The sequence below is a fragment of the Thermoanaerobaculia bacterium genome (assembly GCA_035260525.1).
Taxonomy (GTDB): domain Bacteria; phylum Acidobacteriota; class Thermoanaerobaculia; order UBA5066; family DATFVB01; genus DATFVB01.
Genome location: DATFVB010000138.1, coordinates 1 through 9,083, shown reverse-complemented (window position 1 = coordinate 9,083; position 9,083 = coordinate 1). Strand labels below are relative to the sequence as shown.

9 protein-coding genes are annotated in these 9,083 nt (G+C 69.9%); 4 read left to right on the top strand and 5 right to left on the bottom strand.

Features of this window, described 5'->3' with window-relative positions; genetic code table 11:
* The 5 genes from VKH46_06530 to VKH46_06510 form a co-directional block, all read right to left on the bottom strand.
* Positions 1 to 405: ACP S-malonyltransferase (locus tag VKH46_06530; GenBank protein ID HKB70484.1), on the bottom strand; the 405-nt coding region annotated here is incomplete at its 3' end.
* An 11-nt stretch (positions 406 to 416) separates the two neighbouring features.
* Positions 417 to 1,400: a beta-ketoacyl-ACP synthase III gene (locus VKH46_06525; GenBank protein HKB70483.1), complete on the bottom strand. Its 984-nt coding sequence runs from the start codon at positions 1,398 to 1,400 to the stop codon at positions 417 to 419.
* 421 nt (positions 1,401 to 1,821) lie between these two features.
* Entirely contained in the window at positions 1,822 to 2,841 is a 1,020-nt protein-coding gene (gene plsX, locus VKH46_06520; protein HKB70482.1) for a phosphate acyltransferase PlsX, read from the bottom strand.
* Between the two features lie 18 nt (positions 2,842 to 2,859).
* A complete protein-coding gene (gene rpmF / locus VKH46_06515; GenBank protein ID HKB70481.1) occupies positions 2,860 to 3,042 on the bottom strand; it encodes a 50S ribosomal protein L32 in 183 nt (60 codons plus the stop codon).
* 10 nt (positions 3,043 to 3,052) lie between these two features.
* Positions 3,053 to 3,601, bottom strand: a complete 549-nt coding sequence (locus tag VKH46_06510) for a DUF177 domain-containing protein (protein ID HKB70480.1) — start codon at positions 3,599 to 3,601, stop codon at positions 3,053 to 3,055.
* A 99-nt stretch (positions 3,602 to 3,700) separates the two neighbouring features.
* Between VKH46_06510 and VKH46_06505 the strand changes: the two genes are divergently transcribed.
* The 4 genes from VKH46_06505 to VKH46_06490 all read left to right on the top strand — a co-directional run bounded on the left by VKH46_06505 (position 3,701) and on the right by VKH46_06490 (position 8,768).
* Positions 3,701 to 4,840 carry a glycosyltransferase family 1 protein gene (locus VKH46_06505; GenBank protein ID HKB70479.1) on the top strand — a complete coding sequence of 380 codons (1,140 nt, stop codon included), beginning with the start codon at positions 3,701 to 3,703 and terminating at the stop codon, positions 4,838 to 4,840.
* Entirely contained in the window at positions 4,837 to 5,934 is a 1,098-nt protein-coding gene (locus tag VKH46_06500; protein ID HKB70478.1) for a glycosyltransferase family 1 protein, read from the top strand. Before VKH46_06505 ends, VKH46_06500 begins: the two co-directional genes overlap by 4 nt.
* Positions 5,935 to 6,291: 357 nt before the next feature.
* Positions 6,292 to 7,371, top strand: coding sequence for a glycosyltransferase (locus VKH46_06495; GenBank protein ID HKB70477.1), 1,080 nt, complete (start codon positions 6,292 to 6,294; stop codon positions 7,369 to 7,371).
* Positions 7,368 to 8,768 carry an undecaprenyl-phosphate glucose phosphotransferase gene (locus VKH46_06490; GenBank protein HKB70476.1) on the top strand — a complete coding sequence of 467 codons (1,401 nt, stop codon included), beginning with the start codon at positions 7,368 to 7,370 and terminating at the stop codon, positions 8,766 to 8,768. Before VKH46_06495 ends, VKH46_06490 begins: the two co-directional genes overlap by 4 nt.
* Positions 8,769 to 9,083: the final 315 nt, after the last annotated feature.

The following is a 9,083-nucleotide window of genomic DNA, read 5'->3' as shown; positions in this document are numbered from 1 at the left end:
CGTCATCGCGCCGACGCCTTCGGGCACCGCCTCCTGCATGAACTGGCCGCGCTCGTGGACGACCCGCACCGCGTCGGCGAAGGCATACGCGCCGGCCGCCACTCCCGCCGAATATTCGCCGAGCGAATGGCCGGCGGCGGCGATCGCTCCCGCCACCCGCTCCGGCCGGCGGGCCTCGAGGACCCGCAGCGCCGCGATCGAGTGCGTCAGGATCGCCGGCTGCGTGTTCGCGGTGCGCTTCAATTCCTCTTCGGGCCCCGCGAAGCATATCTTCGAGATCGGGTAGCCGAGCGCCGCGTCGGCCTCGTCGAAGACGCGCTTCGCCTCCGGGAAGGCGTCGCACAGGTCCTTTCCCATGCCCACGTACTGGGAGCCCTGTCCGGGGAACAGAAGGGCGAGAGGCATGGAGGCCCCGTCTACCAGCGCATCAGGACGGCGCCCCACGTGAGGCCCGCACCGAACGCCGTCATCAGCACGAGGTCGCCCGACTTCACGCTTCCGCCGCGGACGCACTCGTCGAGCGCGATCGGGATCGACGCCGCCGACGTGTTGCCGTAGTGCTCGATGTTCTTGTAGACCTTCTTCGGGTCGATCTTCAGCTGCTTGCCGACCGCGTCGATGATCCGCTCGTTCGCCTGGTGGGGGATGAAGAGCTGGATGTCGTCGTGCGTGAAGCCCTGCTCCTCGAGGACTTCCTCCGAGACGTCGGCCATCGCGCGCACGGCGATCTTGAATGTCTCGTTCCCCTTCATCTTGATGAACGGAAGCCGCTCGTCGATCGACTTCGGGTCGTTGGCCGGCCGCGACGACCCGCCGCCCGGCATGCAGATGAAGTCCCCGTAGTTGCCGTTGGACTTCATCGAGGAGCCGAGGACGCCGTGATCCCCGCGCGTCGCGCGCAGGACCGCCGCCCCGGCGCCGTCGCCGAAGAGGACGCACGTCGAACGATCCGTCCAGTCCACGTACCGGGAGAGGATCTCGCCGCCGACGAGAAGGATGTTCTCGGCTTTGCCCGATTGAATGAGCCCGTCGGCGAGATGGAGACCGTACAGGAAGCCGGTGCACGCCGCCGAAAGGTCCGACGCCGCCGCCTTCGACGCCCCGAGGTTGTTCTGAACGACGCAGGCCGCCGACGGGAAGAGCATGTCGGCGGAGACGGTGCCGACGAGCACCATGTCGAGGTCGGCCGCGGCCATCCCGGCCGCCTCGAGCGCGCGCTCGGCCGCCCGCGTGGCGAGGTCGGAGAACTTCTCCCCCGGCTCGACGATGTGCCGCTCCTTGATGCCGGTCCGGGTCGTGATCCATTCGTCCGACGTCTCGACGATCTTCTCGAGGTCGGCGTTCGTCAGCAGACGCTCGGGGACGCACGAGCCCGTGCCCACCATCTTGGTTCTCAACATATCCCCCGATTATCTATCAGGCGCGGCGATACCGTCGCGGGAGCTGGCTCGGGGACCGGGAGCGCGTGACGACGGCGTGGCTCGTCGAACGAGCGACTCGACCGCGCCCGTCGCCACCCCCTCGCCGACGCTCCCGCTCCCGCGGCGCGATTCGTCCCGCGCAGCGGTTGCGCGAGACTCGGTCGCGCCGCGAAGGGCCGCCGGGGTCCGATCGAGGACGCTGGGCAGGCTCGGCGCTTTCGGGTTGTTCTGAACCGAGTGAGGCTTCTTTCCCCGTCGACCGTAGCTATTGGCATCGACCGGCCGATATGGTTGACGCGAACTCACCGCCGATCGCGCCGTAGCTCGGCAGAGCGGAGGCGGACGGGTCGATGCATCCGCCTTCGCGGAGGCTTCGGCGCGACGGTATCGCCGCGCCCCTCTATTGGACGGCCAGCCCCTGCTCCCGCGAATGCAGCTCCGCGATCGACTCCTGGATCTGCTCCGACATCCGCTTGCGCGAGAACTCCGCGGCGAGCCGGATCGCGTTCTTGATCGCCTTGGCGGAGGAGCGGCCGTGGCCGATGATGCAGCACTTCTTGACGCCCAAAAGCGGCGCGCCGCCGTATTCCGAATAATCGATCCGCGCCTTGAACGCGCGGAAGGCCGACTTCGAGAGCAGGAACCCGATCGAGGCCTTCGCGGATTTCGTGATCTCCTCCCGCAGCGACTTCTGGATCATCTCCGCCAGGGACTCGGACGCCTTGAGCAGCACGTTGCCGGTGAACCCGTCGGTCACGATCACGTCGCAGCGGCCGTTGAACACGTCGTTGCCCTCGACGTTGCCGATGAAGTTGAGACCGGTGTCCTTCAAGACCTTGAACGCCTCTTTCGTGCGGTCGGTCCCCTTCGTGTCCTCCTCGCCGATCGACATCAGGCCGATCCGGGGGGCGGTCATGCCGAAGAGGAGGTGGGCATAGAGGTGCCCCATCACCGCGAACTCGCGGAAATTGTGGTTCTTGCACTCCGGGTTCGCGCCGACGTCGAGCAGCAGGCAGAAGCCGGAGACCGTCGGGATGATGGCGGCGAGCGCGGGCCGGTCGACGCCCTCGATCGTCCCGATCACCATCTTCGCGCAGACCATGGCCGCTCCGGTGTGGCCCGCCGAGACGAGGCCGTCGGCCTTCCCCTCGCGGACGAGCCCGGCCGCGACCCGGATCGACGAGAACCGCTTCTTCCGGACGGCGGCGACCGCCGCCTCGTCCATGCCGATGACCTCGGGCGCCTCGACGATCTCGATCGTGGCGCTCCCGGTGTCCTTCCCGGAGAGCAGCGGGGCGATCTTCGCCCCCTGTCCGACCAGGATCGTCGAAACCCCGAATTCCCGGGCGGCCGCGACGGCCCCGTCGACGTTCACGTCCGGAGCATGATCCCCGCCCATGGCATCGACCGCGATCTTCATCGGGAGCGCGCGGCCGGGTCAGACGTTCTTGATGTCGATGACTTCTTTGCCCTTGTAGTGGCCGCAATGCGGGCACACGCGGTGCGGAAGCTTGGATTCGTGGCAGTTCGGGCACTCCGACATCGCCGGCGCGGCGAGGAAGTCGTGGGCGCGGCGCTTGTCGCGGCGAGCCTTGCTGTGGCGGTGCTTCGGATTCGGCATCGTTGACCTCTTATTTCAAACTCTTCAGGACTTCCAGCCGCGGATCGACCCGGCGCGACTCGCAGGAGCATTCGGCGACGTTCCGGTCCTTTCCGCATTCGGGGCACAGGCCGCGGCACTCCTCGCGGCAGAGCGGCTTCATCGGGATCGCCATCAGGACCTGCTCCCGGGCGATCTCGCCAAATGGGAGGATCGGCTCGTCGAAAAGAACCACGTCGAGCTCGCCCGGGTCCATCTCCCGCTCCTCCTCCGGTTCCTCCGCGCGCCCCTTTTCCGGCCTGGCCGCCGCGGGCCGCTTTCGGAGCCGGAGATGCAGGGAGATGGCCTCCGCGAAGGCGTACGGAGCCACACAGCGCGAACAGGCGAGCTCTCCCGAAAAGGTCAGCTCCCCCTCGAGCAGGTAGTCCTCGTCGACGCGGGTGATCACCCCGTCCATCCGGACCGGGGAAAGCGAGACGAGCGGGTCCCCGCCGAGATCTTCGACGGAAAGCGTCGTCTCGCCGGAAAACTCGAGGGGCTTTTCTCGCGCCCCCTCCAGAAGAATACGCGGCTCGGGCATCGGAACTCGTAAAGATAGGAAAATACGGGGAATCTGTCAAATCGACGAGGTTCGGCGAGTCGCGACGCTCCCCCCGTGCCGGCCCGTACAATGCACGTCGTGAAAGTCGGCATCGACGCGCGCGCGCTTTTGGCCCCGCGCACGGGAATCGGGGTGTACACCGAGCAGATCGCGCGCGGGCTCGCCGCCGAGTCGGGGGTCGAGGTGACCCTCTTCGCGCCCCGGGAGATCGACGGAAAGGAAGGCTTTCCCGGGGACGCCGTGCGGTCCCGTTCGGGCCGCCATCCGTTCGGGACGGTCTGGGTCCAGACGCATCTCTCGCGGGCGCTGGCGTCCGAACGATGCGACGTGCTCCTGTCGGCCGTCACGATCGCTCCCGCCCGGATCGACATTCCCTACGTGCCGGTGGTCCACGACCTGACGCCCCTGACGCATCCCGAGTGGCACCGCCGGAAGACGATCGTCGCCTTCCTCCCCTGGATCGAGCGGACGCTCGAGCGATCCGAGCGGATCATCGCGGTCTCGAAAGCGACGGCGGCCGATCTCGCGCGCCGATTCCCGGAGACGCGCGGAAAAACGGTCGTCATCGAGCACGGCGTCGATCCGCGGTTCTCGCCCGAGGGCGCGCCGGGCGAAGGCGAGGCGGTGCGCCGGGAGCACACGCGCGGGCGGCCGTTCATCCTCTACTTCGGGACCCTCGAGCCGCGCAAGAACGTCGGCGCGCTCGTGGCGGCCTGCGAGCGCCTGTGGCGCGAGCGGCGGGAGAGGCCCGACCTGCTGCTCGCCGGCAGCGGAGGCTGGAAATCGGAGCCGCTGCTCGCGCGCATCGCGCGATCTCCCTTCCGCGACAAGATCCACCGGATCGGCTGGGTCCCGGCCGACGCGGCGCCGGCGCTGCTGCGCGCGGCGGAAGCGTTCTGCTATCCCTCGCACGAGGAGGGGTTCGGGCTGCCGGTCCTCGAGGCGATGGCGAGCGGGGTCCCGGCGGTGATCTCGACGGCGCCCGCGCTCCTCGAAGTCGCCGGCGACGCGGCGCTCTCCGTCCCGGCGATGGACGCGGCGGGTCTCGCGGAGTCGCTCGCGCGCCTGATCGAGGATCCCTCGCTCCGCCGCGACCGGATCGCGCGGGGGCTCGCGCGCGCCGCCTGCTTCCGATGGGACGACGCGGCCGGGCGCACGGCCGCCGTGCTGCGGGAGGCGAGCGCAAGCGGCGCCGCTCCCGGACCCGCCTCCTCATGACGCCCGCGGTCGGCATCGACGCCCGCAAGGCGCGCGACTTCGGGATCGGGACGTACACGCGGGGACTGATCGGCGCCCTCGCCGGCCTGCCGGAGGCCGCCGGCTTCCGATTCGCGCTCTTCGCGCGTCCCGGCGACGAGCCGCTTTTTGCCTCGCTTCCGGGAAACTTCTCCATCGTCGCCGAATCCGCGCCCGGCTACTCGGCTCGCGAGCTCGTCGGGTTCGGTTCGCGCATCCGCGGCGCGAGGCTCGACCTCTTCCACGCGCTCCATTACGTGCTGCCCGCGGCGATCGGCACGCGCGCGGTGGTGACCGTCCACGACCGCATTCATCTCGACTTTCCGGGCGACGGGGCGCCGCCGCTCCGGTATCCCTACGCGCGGATCATGCTCGCGCGGGCGCTGGCCCGCAGCCGCGCGGTCATCACCGCTTCCGAGGCGGTCCGCCGCGAGCTCGCCGAGCTCTCCCCCGCGCACGCCGGGAAACTCGAGTCGATCCCGCACGGAGTCGCCCCGGCATTCCGGCCGGACGTCGCCGGAGAGGATCTCGCGCGCGTGCGCCGGCAGCACGGTCTTCCCCCCTCCTACGCGCTCTATCTCGGCGGCGCGAAGCCGCACAAGAACCTGCCGCGCATCCTCGAGGCGTTCCGGAACGCCCGCGCGGGAGACCTCTCGCTCGTGCTCGCGGGACCGCTTCCGCCCGCGAGCGCCGCCGAACGCGGGGAACCGCGCGTCCGGCGGATCGGATTCGTCGACGAGGCGGACCTGCCGGCGCTCTACCGCGGCGCGGCGTTCCTCCTCTACCCGACCCTCGCCGAAGGCTTCGGCCTTCCGCTCCTCGAGGCGATGGCCTGCGGCGTCCCGGCGATCGTTTCCGACATCCCGGTCTTCCGGGAGATCGCGGGCGACGCCGCCCGGCTCGTCGATCCGCAGAGTCCCGCCTCGATCGCGCTCGCCGTCGAGGAGCTCGCGGCCGACCCGCGCCTCCGCGCCGAGCTCGCGCAGCGCGGCCTGGTCCGCGCCCGTTCGTTCTCCTGGACCGCCGCGGCCGCGCGCACGCTCGCCGTCTACCGGCGCGTGCTGGAGGCGCGGTGACGCTGCCAACGGGATCGCCGGGCATTGCCGCGAGCCACGAGCACGCCCTCCCCGGGGCCGTTCGCGATCCGAGCTCCGCGAGGTCGCGAACCCCGGCTTCGGGCCGGGGGCGCCGGACCCGTCGAGGGCACACGAGGCCGCGAGCGAAGCGAGCCGCAGCGCTACTTCTCCCGGCGGGAGAAGGTGGCGGCCAACGGCCGCCGGATGAGGGAGGGCGAGCGGCGCAGGCCCGATCGCGGAAAGTCTCCGCGCCGGGACGAAAGCGCAGCGCCCTCCGGGCGCAAGCCCCGGTACGGAGGAGGTCCGCGACTTGAAAGGCCGCCAGCGGTCGAGCGCGTCCGCGCGAGCCGTGCGGCCGTGAAAACGGCCGTCGTCCACGACTGGCTCACGGGGATGCGCGGCGGCGAGCTCGTGCTCGAGCAGATCCTCGATCTCGTCCCCAATCCGCGAATCTTCACCCTCTTTCACTTCCCCGGCACCGTCTCGGAACGGATCGAGAGCGTGCCGATCGTCCCGTCGTTCCTGCAGCGCGCCGCCACGCCGCGGAGCTACCGTCATCTCCTTCCCTTCTTCGCCGCCGCCATCGAGTCGTTCGACCTCTCCGGGTTCGACCTCGTCGTCTCGTCCTCGCACTGCGTCGCCAAGGGCGCGATCGCGCCGCCGGGCGTCCGACACCTCTGCTACTGCCACACGCCGGTCCGCTACGCCTACGGACAGTTCGACGCGTATTTCCCGAAGGGCGCCACCCGCGCCCGCGCCGTGAAGAAATTCTTCGTCGGGCGGCTTCGCCGGTGGGACCGCCGGACGGCGGCGCGTCCCGACCGCGTTCTGGCCAACTCGACGGCCGTCGCGGAACGGATTCGGAGCGCCTGGGACCGCGACGCGGCGGTCGTCTTTCCGCCGGTCGACGTCGAGTTCTTCACTCCCGGCGGCGAAGCTCCGGAAGAATACGCGCTCTGCGTGGGCGCTCTCGTTCCTTACAAGAAATTCGACGTCGCGATCGAGTGGTCGCGCCGGACGGGGCGGCCGCTCCGCATCGTCGGGTCGGGTCCGGAGGAAAGACGGCTCCGCGAAATCGCTCCGGGCTCCGTTTCATTCGAGAGCGGGCTTTCGCGTGAAACCCTGCGGGAGCGATATCGGCGATGCGCGTTCTTCCTGCAGCCCGGCGAAGAGGACTTCGGGATCGCGTCGGTGGAGGCGCAGGCGTGCGGACGTCCCGTCGTGGCGCTCGGGCGCGGAGGCGCGCTCGACGTTCTCGCCACGCCGGAGATGGGCGCGACGTTTCCCCAGCCCGCCCCGGAACACATCGTGCAGGCGATTGACTCCCTTTCCCTTGTGGGCTTTAATCGCTCGGGCGCCGTCGAAAGCGCCCGCCGGTTCTCGCGTGAACGTTTTCGGGCGGACTTCAGCCGGGAAGTGCAGAAACTGACGCCATGATCAAACAGAACGTCCGGCGCCAGGCGTCGGTGCTCATCGCCGCGGACGTCGCGGCGACCCTCCTCGCGCTCGTGGCGGCGTGGTTCCTGCGCTTCCGGCTCGGCGTCATCCCCGTCACCAAGGGGGTGCCGGGAAGCGCGCCGTACTGGCGGCTGATCCCGATCCTCGCGTTCCTGTGGCCGGTCGTCTATTCGTTCCACGGGCTCTATCGTCCGCGGCGGGGCCGTTCCCGATCCGAGGAGGCCTTCGTCATCCTCACCGCCACGGCGCTCGCGGTCGTCCTGCTCGCCGGGATCGCGACGTTCTATCGCGCCTTCTCCTATTCGCGTCTCGTGCTCGTCATCTTCTTCCTCTGCGACGTGCCGTTCGTCGTCGTCGCGCGGCTGCTCGTGCGGTCGCGGTGGCAGGCGAAGTGGCGAAGCGGGATCGGCGTCAAGCGCGCGGTCGTCGTCGGCGCCGGACGGCTCGGGAAGTCGGTCGTCGACCGGCTCGTCGATCACCCCGAGGCGGGAATGGCGGCCTGCGCGATGCTCGACGACGATCCGGCGCGGCACGGGGCGAGCTATCGCGGCGTCCCGATCGGCGGGCCGACGACGGCCGCCGCGTCATGGCTGTCGCAGGGAAGGGCCGATACGGTCTTCATCGCGCTCCCCCTCGAGGCCCACCGCCGGACGCTCGAGATCGTCGCCGCGGCCGCGCGGGCGGGAGGCGAAGTGCGCGTCGTCCCGGACCTCCTGCAGCACATCACGTTCCGCGCGGGGCTGGAGGATTGGGACGGCCTCCCGGTCGTGCACTTGACCGAGACGCCGGTCTCGGGCTGGTCGGGGCTCGTGAAGCGCTTCCTCGATCTCGCGCTCTCGCTCGGCGGGATGCTGGTGCTCCTCCCTCTCCTGCCGATCGTGGCCCTCATCATCAAGCTGACCGACGGCGGTCCCGTTCTCTACTCGCAGGAGCGGATGGGGCTCGACGGCCGGCCGTTCCGGATGTGGAAGTTCCGGACCATGCGGGTCGACGCGGAGGAAGAGACGGGCGCCGTCTGGGCGACGCCCGACGACCCGCGGCGCACGGCGATCGGGAGTTTCCTGCGACGCTGGTCCTTTGACGAGCTGCCGCAGCTCTACAACGTCCTCCGGGGAGACATGTCGCTCGTCGGACCGCGGCCGGAGCGGCCCGAGTTCGTGGCCGAGTTCAAGGAGAAGTTCCCCCAGTACATGCTGCGCCACCGGGTCCGGTCCGGGATGACCGGCTGGGCGCAGGTGCACGGATGGCGCGGGAACACGAGCCTCGCCAAGCGGATCGAATACGACCTCTTCTACATCGAGAACTGGACGCTCGCGCTCGACGTGCGGATACTCTGGATGACGCTCGTGAAGGACCTCCGCGCCAACGCGCATTAATCAGCCGGCGCGGACCATGCATCGAGCCGGTCCGCCTCCGCTCTGCGGAGCTACGGCGCGATCGGCCTGTGAGATTGCGCGCACCGAATCGGCCGTCGATGCCGAAAGGATCGCGCCGAAGCTTCAGCGAAGGCGGAGCGCGCGCGTGCGCCGCGACCCGCGCCCTTATCGTACGCTCGTCGGTACGCCGCGGCCGCGGGTCGGACGCCCGCATCCCGCCGGGCTCGCGCCTGGCTGCGCTTACGAGTCGTTCTCAACTGATGAGGCTCTCCGTAGAATCACCGCAGTTTGACCGGCGCGGACCAGGGGCCGTTC

Bases quoted from the DNA above. Each gene is read 5' to 3' on its own strand.
- rpmF (HKB70481.1), bottom strand. From the start codon at position 3,042: ATGCCGAATCCGAAGCACCGCCACAGCAAGGCTCGCCGCGACAAGCGC.
- VKH46_06525 (HKB70483.1), bottom strand. From the start codon at position 1,400: ATGTTGAGAACCAAGATGGTGGGCACGGGCTCGTGCGTCCCCGAGCGT.
- VKH46_06490 (HKB70476.1), top strand. From the start codon at position 7,368: ATGATCAAACAGAACGTCCGGCGCCAGGCGTCGGTGCTCATCGCCGCG.
- VKH46_06510 (HKB70480.1), bottom strand. From the start codon at position 3,601: ATGCCCGAGCCGCGTATTCTTCTGGAGGGGGCGCGAGAAAAGCCCCTC.
- VKH46_06500 (HKB70478.1), top strand. From the start codon at position 4,837: ATGACGCCCGCGGTCGGCATCGACGCCCGCAAGGCGCGCGACTTCGGG.
- plsX (HKB70482.1), bottom strand. From the start codon at position 2,841: ATGAAGATCGCGGTCGATGCCATGGGCGGGGATCATGCTCCGGACGTG.